Genomic DNA, 13027 nt, shown 5'->3' with positions numbered 1-13027 from the left:
GGACGCCCTCCCGGTCGCTGGCGGGACCCAGGGTGGCGACGATCTTGGTGCGGCGCAATGGGGGATGGGGCAGAGCGTTCATGCGGTCCTCGGCAGCACCAGGATGGCGCGGAAGTCGTTGACGTTGGTGCGGGTCGGCCCGGTGATGATCAGGTCGTCCAGCTCGGCGAAGAAGCTGTAGGCGTCGTTGCGCGCCAGGTAGTCCTGCGGCGCCAGGCGCGCCGCCTTGGCGCGGGCCCAGCAGTCGGGACCGAACTGGGCGCCGGCGTTGTCCTCGGAGCCGTCGATGCCGTCGGTGTCGATGGCCAGGGCGTGGATGTCCTCGGCGCCCTTGAGGGCCTCGAAGAGCCCCAAGAGGTACTCGACGTTGCGCCCGCCGCGGCCGTCGCCCTGGACGGTGACGCTGGTCTCGCCGCCGGAGAGGATCAGCAGCGGCTCCTCGATCTCGCCCTGCAGGGTCAGCGCCATGCGCGCCTGGGCACGCCCCAGGTCGCGGGCCTCGCCCTCCAGGTCGTCGCCCAGCACGCGCACCGCCAGGCCGCTCTCCTCGGCGGCACGGCGGGCGGCCTCCAGGGCATCGGCGGCGCGGGCCAGCACCACCTCCTCGTCCCGGGCGAAGCCGGCATCGTCGCGGCGCGGCGCGCTGGTGTCCGCCACCAGGTGACGGCGCACGCTGTCGGGCACCTCGATGGCGTAGCGCTCGAGGATCGCCAGGGCGTCCGCCGGGGTGGAGTCGTCGGGCAGGGTCGGGCCGGAGGCGATCAGGGTGGGATCGTCGCCGGGCACGTCGGAGATCAGGTAGGTGACCACCCGCGCCGGGTGGGCGGCGGCGGCCAGGCGCCCGCCCTTGATGGCGGAGAGGTGGCGGCGCACGGTGTTGATCTCGCGGATCGGCGCCCCGCAGCGCAACAGCGCCTTGTTGAGCTGCTGCTTCTGGTGCAGGGTCAGGCCGGCGGCCGGCAGGGTCATCAGCGCCGAGCCGCCGCCGGAGACCAGGGCGATCACCAGGTCGTCCTCGCCGAGGCCTTCCACCGCCTCGAGCATGCGCCGGGCGGCCTTCTCACTGAGGTCGTCGGGCATCGGATGGGAGGCCTCGAGGACCTCGATGTTCCGGCACTCGGCGCCATGGCCATAGCGGGTGACCACCAGGCCGCTCAGCTCGGCCTCGGGGTAGCGCTGCTGCCAGGCCGTCTCCAGGGCCGCGGCCATGGCCGCGGCGGCCTTGCCGGCGCCGACCACCAGGGTGCGCCCCTTGGGCGGCTCGGGCAGGTTATCGGGCAACAGAGAATCGGGGTGCACGGCGGCAACCGCCGTCTGAGCGAGACGCGACAGCCACTGGCGCGCCGCCTCATGACTCGAAAAGGGAGCGATAGCATTCATCGGCAGACTCCTCACGGAAGCCGCAACGGGCAGGAAAGGGGGAAGAAAAAAGCCGGTGACGGCCAAGGGCCTACCACAGGGAGACCGCCACCGGAGAAGGGCCACATGCGTGGCATGGCAGACGACGACCCGGCGCCTGCCAGTCAGGAACTCGATGGGACGCGGCGAAGGTCGTTTCACCGCGGCCCACCCAATCCCTGGGGGGAGGGCTTACTTGTCGCTGACGCTATGGTCGGCGAGCTTCTCCAGGGCGCGCAGGATGCCGGCGTGATCCCAGTCGGCGCCGCCATGGGCCACGCAGGCCTGGAAGAGTTGCTGGGCATTGGCGGTACCCGGCAGCGACAGGTTGAGGCTGCGGGCGCCTTCCAGGGCCAGGTTGAGGTCCTTCTGATGGAGCTTGATCTTGAAGCCCGGATCGAAGGTGCCGTTGATCATGCGCTCGCCGTGAACGTCGAGGATCTTCGAGGTGGCCAGGCCGCCGAGCAGGGACTCGCGCACCTTGGCCACGTCGGCGCCGGCCTTGGAGGCGAACAGCAGGCCTTCGGCCACCGCCTCGATGGTCAGGGCGACGACGATCTGGTTGGCCACCTTGCAGGTCTGGCCGGCGCCGTGACCGCCGATATGGGTGATGGTCTTGCCCATCACTTCCAGCACCGGCTTGGCGCGGGTGAAGCCTTCCTCGGTGGCACCGACCATGATGGTCAGGGCGGCGTTGATGGCACCGCCTTCGCCGCCGGAGACCGGGGCGTCGACGTACTCGCCGCCGGCCTCCACGATGCGCTTGGCGAACTCCTGGGTGGCGATCGGCGCGATGGAGCTCATGTCGATCACCAGGGTGCCCGGCTTGAGGCCTTCGACCACGCCGTTCTCACCGAACAGCACCAGTTCCACGTCGGGGGTATCCGGCACCATGGTGATGATGACCTCGGCGGCCTCGGCCACCGCCTTGGGGTTGGCCACCACCTGGGCGCCCTTGTCGGCCAGGTCTTGGGGAATCGGGCTGCCGTGCTGCACGGTGAAGATCTCGTGGCCGGCGTCCAGCAGGTGACCCGCCATGGGACGCCCCATGATGCCCAGGCCGATAAAACCGATCTTGCTCATAGTCTCTCTCCTTCTCGTGTCCTGTCGTCGAACAGCGCTTAGCGCACGCTATCCAGCCAGCCCAGGCCTTCCACGGTGGTGGTCTTGGGCTTGTATTCGCAGCCGATCCAGCCGTCGTAACCGAGACGGTCGAGGTGGGCGAACAGGAAGGGATAGTTGATCTCGCCGGTGCCCGGCTCGTGACGGCCCGGGTTGTCGGCGAGCTGCACATGGGCGATGCGTGCCAGGTGCGTCTCCATGGTCGGGGCCAGATCCCCTTCCATGATCTGCATGTGATAGATGTCGTACTGCAGCGCGAGGTTGTCGCTGCCCACTTCGTCGAAGATCGCCAGCGCCTGCTCGGTGCCGTTGAGGAAGAAACCCGGGATATCGCGGGTGTTGATCGGCTCGGCGATCAGGCGGATGCCGGCGGCCTTGAGCTTCTCGGCGGCGAAGCGCAGGTTCTCCACCAGGGTCTGGCGGGCCTGGTCGTCGCTGACGCCCTGCGGCTTGATCCCGGCCAGGCAGTTGACCTGGGTATTGCCGAGGACCTTGGCGTAGTCGATCGCACGGTCGACGCCGGCGCGGAATTCTTCCACGCGATCCGGGTGACAGGCGATGCCGCGCTCGCCGGCGCCCCAGTCGCCGGCCGGCAGGTTGAAGAGCACCTGGGTCAGGCCATTGGCGTCCAGGCGCTGCTTGATCTCGTCGGCGGTGAAGTCGTAGGGGAAGAGGTACTCGACGCCCTGGAAGCCGGCCTTGGCGGCGGCCTCGAAGCGGTCGAGGAAATCCACCTCGGTAAACAGCATGCTGAGGTTGGCGGCAAACTTGGGCATGGTCGGCTCCTGTTGAAACGGGTTTCCGGAACCGCCGCCCGAAGGCGGCGGGATGCCGTCTACTTTAGGTCAAAGAGGCGATGGAAGTCGGCGCATCTTCCTGGTTCTCGGCCAGGGCCTCGAACTCGTTGACGCCGCCCAGGTCGGTGCCCATGGCGATATTGGTGACTCGCTCGAGGATCACCTCGACCACCACCGGGACCCGGTGCTCGGCCATCAGCTTGCGCGCTTCCTCGAAGGCCGGGGCGATGTCCTCGGGCTGGGTGACGCGCAGCGCCTTGCAGCCCAGGCCTTCCACCACGGAGACGTGATCGACGCCGTAGTCGTTGATCTCCGGGCAGTTGACGTTCTCGAAGGAGAGCTGCACGCAGTAGTCCATGTCGAAGCCGCGCTGGGCCTGGCGAATCAGCCCCAGGTAGGAGTTGTTCACCAGCACATGGATGTAGGGCAGCTTGAACTGGGCGCCCGCGGCCAGCTCCTCGATCATGAACTGGAAGTCGTAGTCACCGGAGAGGGCGACGACTTCGGCGTCCGGGTCGGCGCGACGCACGCCCAGGGCGGCCGGAATGGTCCAGCCCAGCGGTCCGGCCTGGCCACAGTTGATCCAGTGACGCGGCTTGTAGACGTGCAGGAACTGGGCGCCGGCGATCTGCGACAGGCCGATGGTGCTGACGTAGCGGGTGTTCTTGCCGAACGCCTTGTTCATCTCTTCGTAGACGCGCTGGGGCTTGACCGGCACGTTGTCGAAGTGGGTCTTGCGCAGCAGGGTGCGCTTGCGCTCCTGGCACTCCTCGGCCCACTGGCTGCGATCCTTCAGCTTGCCCGCGGCCTTCCACTCCTTGGCCACCTCGATAAACAGCTCCAGGGCCGCCTTGGCGTCGGAGACGATGCCGTAGTCCGGGCCGAAGATGCGCCCGACCTGGGTCGGCTCGATATCCACGTGCACGAACTTGCGGCCTTCGGTGTAGGTGGAGATCTCACCGGTGTGGCGGTTGGCCCAGCGGTTACCGATGCCCATCACGAAATCGGAGGCCAGCATGGTGGCGTTGCCGTAACGGTGGGAGGTCTGCAGGCCCACCATGCCCGCCATCAGCGGGTGGTCATCGGGGATGGTGCCCCAGCCCATCAGGGTCGGGATGACCGGCACGCCGGTGAGTTCGGCGAACTCGGTGAGCAGGTCGCTGGCGTCGGCGTTGATCACGCCACCGCCGGAGACCAGCAGCGGGCGCTCGGATTCGTTGAGCAGCTCCAGGGCCTTCTCGGCCTGGGCGCGGGTCGCGGCGGGCTTGTAGACCGGCAGCGGCTCATAGGTGTCCGGATCGAACTCGATTTCGCTCATCTGCACGTCGATGGGCAGGTCGAGCAGCACCGGGCCCGGGCGCGAGGAGCGCATCAGGTGGAAGGCCTGCTGGAAGGCACGCGGCACCTGGGCCGGCTCCAGCACGGTGATGGCCCACTTGGTGACCGGACCGGCGATCTCCTGGATGTTGACCGCCTGGAAGTCTTCCTTGTGCAGCTTGGCCCGCGGCGCCTGGCCGGTGATGCAGAGGATCGGAATGGAGTCGGCGCTGGCGGAGTAGAGGCCGGTGATCATGTCGGTGCCGGCGGGGCCGGAGGTGCCGATGCACACGCCGATATTGCCCGGCTGGGTGCGGGTGTAGCCCTCGGCCATGTGCGAGGCGCCCTCGACGTGGCGAGCCAGGACATGATCCACGCCGCCGACCTTGCGCAGGGCGGCATAGAAGGGGTTGATGGCGGCGCCGGGCACGCCGAAGGCGACATCGACGCCCTCTTTCTTCAAAACGTGAACGGCGGCTTCTGCTGCGGTCATCTTGGCCACGACGATTCCTCCTCGGTGACACGGTAATCAGGGTTCTTGCCATTCAAGGTAGGCGGGCGCCGCCGCGCTGTCAATATTTTATGGAAGACATTTCCACAAAAAATACATTCATGGCAAAAAAGCCATTAAAATCATTGATATATATCTACATGGAAATTCATGAAAAGGCTTTGTTTCGACGGACGGAGACGACCAATATCCGGGCACGCCGAAGGGGCCGACGGGAAGTCCCGCCGGCCCTTCGAGGCTAACTAGAGAGGCACTCAGTCGAGGGTGACGCGAACCGCCAGCGGATGCTCGTCGCAGTTGTTGCCGGCGCCGCCCCGGTCGACCACCAGGAACTCGCCCTCACGCTCCAGCACCGACTGGATGGCATGCCAGGTCCCGGCGCGGTAGTTGACGCCCTGACGGCCGTCGGTGACGAAGGCGCGCACCTCACTGGGGTCGATCTTGTCCCCCGGCGGGGCCACCACCACCAGGAAGCGCTCCTCGTGCAGCGGCACGAAGGCCTGACTGCCCTGGGGGTGACGCTCCAGGAAGTCGAGGGTCAGGGGCACCTCCACCGGCTGGCTGACGAAGATGCTGATCAGCGCCCGGGCCTCCTCGCCCAGGGTCTCCACCTTGGCCAGGTCGTGGTAGCGCTTGGTGCGCCCGGCGTTGATGGGGAAGAAGTCGGCGCCCCGGGTATCGATGACGTCACCGAAGGGGGCGAAGGCCTCCCGGGTGAGCGGTTGGGCGGTGAGTTCCAGCATCACGTCCTCCTCGTGACTCAACGCTGCAGGCCGCGATAGGCGGCGGAGGCATTGAGCTTCATATGACGGTTGACGTCCTTGTAGAGCAGGTAGCGGAACGGGCCCGGGCCACCGGCATAGCAGGCCTGCGGGCAGAAGGCGCGCAGCCACATGTAGTCACCGGCTTCCACCTCGACCCACTCCTGGTTGAGGTGATAGACCGCCTTGCCCTCGAGCACATAGAGGCCGTGCTCCATGACGTGGGTCTCGTCGAAGGGGATCACGCCGCCGGGCTGGAAGGTGACGATATTGACGTGCATGTCGTGACGCATATCGGACTGGTCGACGAAACGGGTAGTCACCCACTTCTCGTCGGTGTCCGGCATGGGAATCGGCTCGACGTCGTTCTCGTTGGTGACGAAGGCCTCCGGCGCCTCGATGCCCTCGACGAACTCGTAGGCCTTGCGGATCCAGTGGAAACGCACCGCGGCATCGCTCTCGTTGCGCAGGGTCCAGTCGCTGCCCGGCGGAATAAAGGCGTAGCCACCCGGCTGCATCACATGCTTCTCGCCACCCAGGGTCAGTACCATCTCGCCCTCGACCACGAAGAGCACGCCCTCGGCGCCCTCGTCCAGTTCCGGCTTGTTGCTACCGCCACCGGGAGAGACTTCCACGATGTACTGGGAGAAGGTCTCGGAGAAGCCGGTCATCGGACGCGACAGCACCCACAAGCGGGTGTTCTCCCAGAACGGCAGGTAGCTGGCGACGATGTCCCGCAGCACGCCCTTGGGAATGATGGCGTAGGCCTCGGTGAAGACGGCGCGATCGGAGAGCAGCTGGGTCTGGGGCGGATGGCCGCCCTGGGGAGCGTAATAGGTATTACGAGCCATGGTGTGTCCTCGTTGGTTGGGATTAACCGCTCTCTGCGATGCAACAGGCATCCGGCGGTGGCATTCAGGCCGCCCCGCCGAACCGGCAGATTGCGGCAAAAAATATCTGGAAACTATTTCCAATTTAAGCTTCAATCGGAGTCAAGGCAAGGCCGCAAATAGTCCGTATATAAGATTAGCCATAACGGATCGGCACTTTGCCCCGCCCCTGGCCAGCCCCGTGGCTGCCCAGGGAAAGGAGCGACACAGAAGCGCTCCCTTAGAGGGCCTAGCTGCATAGGCCCTCGAGCACACCTCAAGAAACAACAAAATGAGGCAATATCATGTCCGAGAACTCTTCCAGCGCGACCAAGGCGACAGCCGCCAAGTCATCCGGCTGGCGCATACCGCATATCTACGTGATTCTGGTGATCTTTATCGCCCTGGCGGCGATCGCCACGCACTTCGTTCCGGCCGGCCAGTTCGAGCGCATCCCCGGCCCCAATGGACGCATCACCATCGATGCCGAGTCCTTCCAGTACGTGGACTCGAATCCCGCAGGCATCGTCGATTTCATGCTGGCCATACCCAATGGCCTGATGAGCGCCGGCGAGGTGGTATTCTTCACCTTTATGATCGGCGGCATGTTCATGGTGCTGCGTCGCACCGGCATCATCGAGATCGGCGTCGACAAGCTGAGCCGGCGCTTCGCCAACCAGAGCCTGTTGATGATCCCGGTGCTGATGACAGTCTTCGCCGCGGTGGCAACCATCATTGGCACTCAGGAGCTTGCCTTGGTCTACGTGCCAGTGATCCTGCCGCTGATGATCGCCCTGCGCTTCGACTCGGTGACCGCCGCCGCCGTGGCCCTGTGCGCCACCACGGCCGGCTTCTCCACCGGCATTCTCAACCCCATCAACACCGGCCTCGGGCAGCAGCTCTCCGACCTGCCGCTCTATTCGGGGTTCGGCCTGCGCGCCGCCGCCTTCGCCGTGGTGCTCGGGGCAGGTATCTTTTTCGTGATGCGCTATGCTCGCAAGGTCCGCGAAAACCCCGACCTCAGCCTGATGGCCGGTGACGATGACGAGGCGGAGAAGCGCCGCCTCTACCTGCACGCCAGCGACGAGGGCGCCCTGGCCGCCAACGGCCGCCAGAAGCTGGCCGCCATCGCCACCTTCGCCTTCTTCGGCCTCCTGGTCTATGGCGTACTTCGCCAAGGCTGGTTCATGATGGAAATGGCGGGGCTGTTCATCCTCATGGGCATCGTCGTGGGCATGATCGCCGGCCTGACCACAGAGGACATCTGTGAGGCCTTCAACAAGGGGTTCCGCGACGTACTGGTCGGGGCCATGATCGCCGGCGTAGCCCGCGGCGTTGCCGTCGTCCTGGAGGGTGGCCAAATCATGGACACCCTGGTCATGGGCCTCGGCAGCCTGGTCGGCGAATTGCCTTCCCTGCTCTCCGCCATCGGTATGTACTTCGCTCAGCTCGGCTTTAACTTCGTGGTTCCTTCCGGCAGCGGCCAGGCCCTGGTCACCATGCCGATCATGGCACCGCTTTCCGACCTGATCGGGGTGACCCGTCAGACCGCGGTACTGGCCTACCAACTCGGCGACGGCATGGGCAATATCCTCTACCCGACCTCCGGCTACTTCATGGCCACCCTGGCCATCGCCGGCGTGCCCTGGCAGAAATGGGTGAAATTTTTCTTCCCGCTGTTCTGCGTCTGGGTAGTGATCGCCCTGGGCTTCTTGGCCTTCGCACAGGCCACCCAGTGGGTCGGCTGATCGCCTGACGCACCACCCGCCTTGCCACCAGCATGCCCCGCCCGGCCCCGCCGGGCGGGGCATGCTGGTTTCGGGAGGCGCCATCATCGGAGGCCGACCTCAGCGTGCCGCCGGGTGGTGCTCGGCCCAATGGCGGGCGATATCCACGCGGCGCGTGACCCAGACCCGGTCATGGGCCTCGATATGGTCGAGGAAGCGCTGCAGGGCGCGGAAGCGGCCCGGACGTCCCAGCAGGCGACAGTGCATGCCGATGGAGAGCATCTTCGGCGCCTCCTCGCCCTCCGCGTAGAGCACGTCGAAGGCGTCACGCAGGTAGCTGAAGAAGTGGTCGCCGGTATTGAAGCCCTGGGGCGTGGCGAAGCGCATGTCGTTGGTGTCCAGGGTGTAGGGCACCACCAGGTGGGAGCGGGCCTCGCCCTGGCTGTCGCGCTCGGTGGTCCAGAACGGCAGGTCGTCGCCGTAGTAGTCGCTGTCGTAGAGGAAGGAGCCCTCGTCGAGCACCAGGCGCCGGGTGTTGGGGCTGTCGCGGCCGGTATACCAGCCCAGCGGCTTCTCGCCGTAGAGGTTCTGGAAGATCTCGATGGCGCGCTGCATATGCTCGCGCTCGACGCTCTCCGGCACGTTCTGGTAGTGGATCCAGCGCAGGCCGTGACAGGCGATCTCGTGGCCCAGTTCCTTGAAGGCGTGGGCCACCTCCGGGTGGCGCTCCAGGGCCATGGCGACGCCGAACACGGTCAGCGGCAGGCCGCGGCGCTCGAACTCCTTGAGGATGCGCCAGACGCCGACCCGGGAGCCGTACTCGTAGATCGACTCCATGCTCAGGTGGCGCTCCGGGTAGGCCTCGGCACCGACGATCTCGGAGAGGAACTTCTCGGAGTGGCTGTCACCGTGCAGCACGCAGTTCTCGCCGCCCTCTTCGTAGTTGAGGACGAACTGCACGGCGATCTTGGCCTTGCCGGGCCAGTTGGCGTGCACCGGATCACGGCCGTAGCCGATCAGGTCACGGGGATAGTCGCTATTAGGCGTTACGCTCATGGCTGACCTTTCCTGATTGTTCTGCGTTGGCCCGGCCTCCGGGGGACAGAAGCGAGCAACAGTTTATGTATACAATAAGAAGATAGAGTGTATCCAGCTAGCTTTCAAGTCTCGGATGTCTCGGCTTTCCCCCCGGAGACCTGCCCAGGGGCGCCGAGGCGCATCAGGGCCAGGGACTGGGCCAGGGCCGCATCGAAGGCATCCAGCAGGCGGCAGCCCGGCGGCGCCGGCAAGCGGGCCGCGAAGCCGGCGAAGGCCGCGCCGCCGATAATCACCACCGGCGGCGCGGCGCGCCGCTGCAACCCCTCCAGGGCCTCCATCAACCGCTCGCTCACCTGCTCTTGGCGAAGCGGCAGCGCCAGGTCCTCGACCCGCACCGGCACGATCTCCAGGCAGTGGTGGGCCACCCCCAGGGCATGCAGGCGCTCCTCGATCATCCGCGGCCAGCGCAGCCCGGGAGTCACGATGGCGAAACGCTCCCCCAGCTGCAGGGCGCAGAGCACCGAGGCCTCCAGCATGCCCAGCACCGGTACCGGACTGATCTCGCGCACCGCCTCCAGCCCCGGCTCGCCGAAGCAGCCCAGCAGGATGGCATCCGCCGCCAGGTCGCCCCGCGCCAGGTGCGCCTCTACCCGGCCCAGCGTATGGGCGGCGGTCAGGGCACAGTCGCGGCGCGAGCCGATATAAGGCACGCCCTCCGCGGTGGTCTCCTCGATGACCGTCACCGCCGCGCCCAGCCACTGCCGGGCGCGACTCGCCAGGGTCGCGGTCATGGCGGCATTGCTATTGCCGTTGAGCAGCAGCAGACGCATTCCTCTCTCCTCTTTATCTTCTCCGAGTGGCAGGCCGCCCACATGGGAGGGCCGCCCCTCTAGGATTGATCTTTGTATACAAAAAATTCAAGCGATTTTTTGTCCGCCACGCCAGTTCCGCCAACGCAGCGGCCGGAATACGCCTCGCCGCGAAATGACGCCCGTCGATGAGCACACTGTATACAAATAATTGTATACATCACGCCCTATCCTCGGTCGACAGGCCGCGTTTTTTTCGCCGAATACGACCTAAGTCTAGTCAAAAAATAATCAATCATACTTAATAAAACAGAGATAATTACCTGTTCTTAAAGGAAATGTTTAAGTGATTCGCAAGAATGTCCAGCGACTTGCGATCAGGGCCTCGCCGACCTATTTTGTGTACAAAACAATAATTCCTTGTCCACAAACCGCGAGGCCCACCATGCAGCTACGCCTGATCAACCCCAACACCACCGCCGGCATGACCGCCACCATCGGTGAGGCGGCGACGCGCATCGCCGCCCCTGGCACCCATATCATCGCCACCCAGCCCGCCGCCGGGCCGGTCTCCATCGAGAGCCACTTCGACGAGGCGGTGGCCGCGGTGGGCGTCCAGGAGGAGATCCTCGCCGGCGAGCGGGAGGGGACCGACGCCTATATCATCGCCTGCTTCGGCGACCCGGGACTGCTGGCGGCCCGCGAACTGACCCGCGCCCCGGTGATCGGCATCGCCGAGGCGGCCTTCCATATGGCCAGCCTGATCAGCACCCGCTTCTCGGTGGTCACCACCCTGGGACGCACCGCCATCATCGCCGAGCATCTGCTGGCCCAGTACGGCTTCGCCCATCACTGCCGGCGGGTGCGGGCGGCGGAGATTCCGGTGCTCGACCTGGAGGAAGACGGCGAGGCCGCCGTGGCGCGCATTATCGACGAGGGGCGCCGGGCCAAGGCGGAGGATGGCATCGGCGCCATCGTGCTGGGCTGTGGCGGCATGGCCGACCTGACCGCCGAGATCACCGAGGCGGTAGGGCTGCCGGTGGTGGAAGGCGTCACCGCGGCGGTCAAGCTGGCCGAGGCCCTGGTGGGGCTGAGGCTCGGCACCAGCAAGCATGGCGACCTGGCCTTCCCGCGCCCCAAGGCCTTCACCGGTCGTTTCGAACACTTCTCGGGGCTGACCCCGGCGGCCTGAGCCTTGCCATCGACGACGTAACAACAACAACCGTCCCAAAAACCGCGAGGACACTATCATGAACAAGAGCGACTCCCTGCAGGCCGAAGCCATGCCCGTCACTCCCGAGCTATCCGCCGGCGCCGCCGGCAAGGCGCCCGGCGAGGAATCCCTGGCGCCCCAACAGACCCGCATCATGGGCCGCGCCTCCTATTTCCTGGCCTGGTTCGGCGGCTGCGTCTCCATCGGCACCTTCGCCATGGGCTCCAGCGTGGTGGGTACCCTGAACCTGATCCAGGCCACCGTGGCCATCGCCATCGGCTGCTTCGTGATCGGCATCGCCCTGGCCCTGAACGGCGCCGCCGGCTACAAGTACGGCATTCCCTTCATGGTCCAGGCCCGCGGCGCCTTCGGCTTCGCCGGCACGCGCCTGCCGGGCCTGGTGCGGGCGGTACCGGCCATCGTCTGGTACGGCTTCCAGAGCTGGATCGGCGCCGGGGCCCTGAACATGGTCTCGACGACCCTGTTCGGCTTCGACAATCTGATCTTCTACTTCGTCACCTTCCAGTTCCTGCAGATCGGCCTGTCGGTGATGGGCTTCCAGGGCATCAAGTGGCTGGAGAACGTGGGCAGCGCCTTTATCCTCGCCTCCCTGGCCTATATGTTCTATGCCACGGTGCAGCGCTACGGTGACGAGCTCTCCGCCAACCTGCTGACCATGGAAGGCTCCTGGGGCCTGCCCTTCTGGGGCGCCACCATGCTCTTCCTGGGCATCTACAGCACCATGATGCTCAACGTCAGCGACTACTCCCGGGAGCACAAGCAGGGCACCGGGGCCGGCCTGCTGACCACCATCTACGCCATGTCGATCCTGCCCTGCACCCTGTTCATGGGCCTGATCGGCTTCATGGTCTCCGAGGCCACCGGCACCGCCGACCCCATCCAGGTCTTCACCAATGCGGTGGACAATACTCCGCTGCTGATGGCTACCCTGCTGTTTATCGCCTTCGCCCAGGTCACCACCAATGTGCTCAACAACGTGGTGCCGCCCACCTATGTGCTGATGGACGTCTTCAAGATGAAGTTCCGCACCGCCACCATCCTGGTGGGGCTGCTGGCCTTCGCGACCTTCCCCTGGAAGCTGGTGCAGCCGGATTCCGCCGCCGGCCTGCAACTCTTCGTGCAGACCTATTCCGCCTTCCTGGGGCCGATCTTCGCCATCCTGGTGGTGGACTACTTCCTGATTCGTCGCCGCACCCTGGACCTGGACAAGCTGTATGACGAGAACGGCCCCTATCGGGGCGTCAACGTGGCGGCATTGATCGCCACCGTCGTGGGCATCGTCGCCGCCCTCAGCTTCTCCTCCGTCTCCTGGTACGCCAGCCTGATTCCGGCCGGTGCCACCTACTACCTGCTGATGACGCACTGGGCCCCCTGCCAGCGCTTCCGTCAGTAAGCCCGATACGACGGCTCGGCCAGGCCGGGCCGTCGCCACAACAACGACAAT

General features: G+C 65.8%; 11 protein-coding genes. 3 read left to right on the top strand and 8 right to left on the bottom strand.

What is annotated here, in order from left to right; all coding sequences use genetic code 11:
- Window positions 1–78: 78 nt before the first annotated feature.
- The 6 genes from HPA02_RS10220 to HPA02_RS10195 all read right to left on the bottom strand — a co-directional run bounded on the left by HPA02_RS10220 (window position 79) and on the right by HPA02_RS10195 (window position 6757).
- Window positions 79–1380, bottom strand: coding sequence for a glycerate kinase type-2 family protein (locus tag HPA02_RS10220; protein ID WP_146803087.1), 1302 nt, complete (start codon window positions 1378–1380; stop codon window positions 79–81).
- Between the two features lie 210 nt (window positions 1381–1590).
- Complete coding sequence (locus tag HPA02_RS10215; RefSeq protein WP_146803086.1) at window positions 1591–2481, bottom strand: 2-hydroxy-3-oxopropionate reductase; 891 nt, start codon at window positions 2479–2481, stop codon at window positions 1591–1593.
- Window positions 2482–2519: 38 nt separating this feature from the next.
- On the bottom strand, window positions 2520–3296 hold the full coding sequence (hyi, locus tag HPA02_RS10210; protein ID WP_146803085.1) for a hydroxypyruvate isomerase: 777 nt from the start codon (window positions 3294–3296) through the stop codon (window positions 2520–2522).
- Between the two features lie 64 nt (window positions 3297–3360).
- Window positions 3361–5136 (bottom strand): glyoxylate carboligase, encoded by a 1776-nt coding sequence (gcl, locus tag HPA02_RS10205; RefSeq protein WP_146803084.1) that lies wholly within the window; start codon window positions 5134–5136, stop codon window positions 3361–3363.
- Window positions 5137–5399: 263 nt separating this feature from the next.
- Entirely contained in the window at window positions 5400–5888 is a 489-nt protein-coding gene (locus HPA02_RS10200) for an ureidoglycolate lyase (protein ID WP_146803083.1), read from the bottom strand.
- Window positions 5889–5905: 17 nt separating this feature from the next.
- Window positions 5906–6757, bottom strand: coding sequence for a bifunctional allantoicase/(S)-ureidoglycine aminohydrolase (locus HPA02_RS10195; protein WP_146803082.1), 852 nt, complete (start codon window positions 6755–6757; stop codon window positions 5906–5908).
- Between the two features lie 323 nt (window positions 6758–7080).
- Here HPA02_RS10195 and HPA02_RS10190 point away from each other — a divergent pair, with 323 nt between their 5' ends.
- Window positions 7081–8523, top strand: a complete 1443-nt coding sequence (locus HPA02_RS10190) for a YfcC family protein (RefSeq protein WP_146803081.1) — start codon at window positions 7081–7083, stop codon at window positions 8521–8523.
- A gap of 99 nt (window positions 8524–8622) precedes the next feature.
- On the opposite strand, the gene puuE is transcribed toward HPA02_RS10190, so the two are convergent.
- Both puuE and HPA02_RS10180 read right to left on the bottom strand, forming a co-directional pair.
- Complete coding sequence (gene puuE, locus HPA02_RS10185) at window positions 8623–9558, bottom strand: allantoinase PuuE (RefSeq protein ID WP_146803080.1); 936 nt, start codon at window positions 9556–9558, stop codon at window positions 8623–8625.
- Window positions 9559–9662: 104 nt separating this feature from the next.
- Entirely contained in the window at window positions 9663–10370 is a 708-nt protein-coding gene (locus HPA02_RS10180; RefSeq protein WP_146803079.1) for an aspartate/glutamate racemase family protein, read from the bottom strand.
- A 424-nt stretch (window positions 10371–10794) separates the two neighbouring features.
- Between HPA02_RS10180 and HPA02_RS10175 the strand changes: the two genes are divergently transcribed.
- The gene (locus tag HPA02_RS10175) at window positions 10795–11541 is read left to right on the top strand and encodes an aspartate/glutamate racemase family protein (RefSeq protein ID WP_146803078.1); all 747 of its coding nucleotides are present in this window, start codon (window positions 10795–10797) and stop codon (window positions 11539–11541) included.
- 91 nt (window positions 11542–11632) lie between these two features.
- Window positions 11633–12976, top strand: coding sequence for an NCS1 family transporter (locus HPA02_RS10170; protein WP_146803091.1), 1344 nt, complete (start codon window positions 11633–11635; stop codon window positions 12974–12976).
- Window positions 12977–13027 lie beyond the last annotated feature (51 nt).

The sequence above is a fragment of the Bisbaumannia pacifica genome (assembly GCF_007989625.1).
Taxonomy (GTDB): Bacteria; Pseudomonadota; Gammaproteobacteria; order Pseudomonadales; family Halomonadaceae; genus Bisbaumannia; species Bisbaumannia pacifica.
This window is presented reverse-complemented; position numbering and strand designations above follow the sequence as displayed.

What these genes read in the sequence shown, in the direction of transcription:
- HPA02_RS10220 (WP_146803087.1), bottom strand. Translation starts at nt 1,380, where the DNA reads ATGAATGCTATCGCTCCCTTTTCGAGTCATGAGGCGGCGCGCCAGTGG.
- HPA02_RS10215 (WP_146803086.1), bottom strand. Translation starts at nt 2,481, where the DNA reads ATGAGCAAGATCGGTTTTATCGGCCTGGGCATCATGGGGCGTCCCATG.
- hyi (WP_146803085.1), bottom strand. Translation starts at nt 3,296, where the DNA reads ATGCCCAAGTTTGCCGCCAACCTCAGCATGCTGTTTACCGAGGTGGAT.
- HPA02_RS10200 (WP_146803083.1), bottom strand. Translation starts at nt 5,888, where the DNA reads ATGCTGGAACTCACCGCCCAACCGCTCACCCGGGAGGCCTTCGCCCCC.
- HPA02_RS10195 (WP_146803082.1), bottom strand. Translation starts at nt 6,757, where the DNA reads ATGGCTCGTAATACCTATTACGCTCCCCAGGGCGGCCATCCGCCCCAG.
- HPA02_RS10190 (WP_146803081.1), top strand. Translation starts at nt 7,081, where the DNA reads ATGTCCGAGAACTCTTCCAGCGCGACCAAGGCGACAGCCGCCAAGTCA.
- puuE (WP_146803080.1), bottom strand. Translation starts at nt 9,558, where the DNA reads ATGAGCGTAACGCCTAATAGCGACTATCCCCGTGACCTGATCGGCTAC.
- HPA02_RS10180 (WP_146803079.1), bottom strand. Translation starts at nt 10,370, where the DNA reads ATGCGTCTGCTGCTGCTCAACGGCAATAGCAATGCCGCCATGACCGCG.
- HPA02_RS10175 (WP_146803078.1), top strand. Translation starts at nt 10,795, where the DNA reads ATGCAGCTACGCCTGATCAACCCCAACACCACCGCCGGCATGACCGCC.
- HPA02_RS10170 (WP_146803091.1), top strand. Translation starts at nt 11,633, where the DNA reads ATGCCCGTCACTCCCGAGCTATCCGCCGGCGCCGCCGGCAAGGCGCCC.